The sequence below is a fragment of the Pseudoalteromonas sp. SR45-5 genome (genome assembly GCF_014163565.1).
In the GTDB taxonomy this organism is placed as follows: Bacteria; Pseudomonadota; Gammaproteobacteria; order Enterobacterales; family Alteromonadaceae; genus Pseudoalteromonas; species Pseudoalteromonas distincta.
The window spans coordinates 1-855 of the sequence record NZ_JACJDN010000993.1; the positions used below are offsets into that span (position 1 = coordinate 1).

General features: G+C 32.7%; 1 protein-coding gene. It reads left to right on the forward strand.

Features of this window, described 5'->3' with window-relative positions; translation table 11 throughout:
- Positions 1 to 855 (forward strand): hypothetical protein (locus tag H5072_RS20590; RefSeq protein ID WP_182694654.1); only part of this gene is annotated, 855 nt, incomplete at both ends.

Sequence of the window (855 nt, forward strand, 5' to 3'; positions counted from 1 at the left end):
CGCTTCTCGTGAGGCATTATACGAAGATGCTACATTACTTGAAGCCAAGCAGGAGCTTGGTGAACAGCTAATAACCTACCTTGTAAATATGGCAGAAAATGCACCCGAAAAATTTGAGCATTTTGTAAGTTGTCATCAAATGGCATTAAAATCACTTGTTTTAGATAATCATTATTTTTGTTTAAAAATAACACCATTTCTTAAATTCGAAACAAACTTAGGCAGTATGACTTTAGGTAATTATATTGAAAAATATAAGCATATTACTTACGTTGAAAATGTGGATATTTTTCGTCAATTTGCTCAAATATCGAGTGCAAAACAAGAGTGTTTAATAAACGGCGGTTATGCATATTGCACTGATATATTAAATTTATATGCGCACCTTAGCAAAACGCATATTGAGGTACTTGACCCGCAAAGCTTAGTTGGTCAGCTTAGTGATACTGATATAAACCCAGCGTTATTAGCTGAGTTTATAAACAAAGCAAACACTGTAATGAGTGACATTTGCCCAAACATCAGTGTAAAGCAATTCAAACCAGAGCAAGTGCCTGCGCTTTATATCAGCTGCGAAAAGCAATACTTTATTAAAAGTGCAAAAATAAACCAAGTTGAAAGTGACGAACTATGGTCTGACATTATTGATACAGTAACAAAGCCAATAGAAAGCTATGTATTTTCTGAATTATGCTTAAATGCAAACCATGAGTTAATTACTTCACTAATTCACTGCAATGAGTTACCTCAACTCCAACAATGTTTAAAAATAATTTATGTACAATCACTTTTAATGGGGCACTTTCCTCTTAATAAAAATGAAATGGATATTTTAAACACAGGTTTAATATCTAT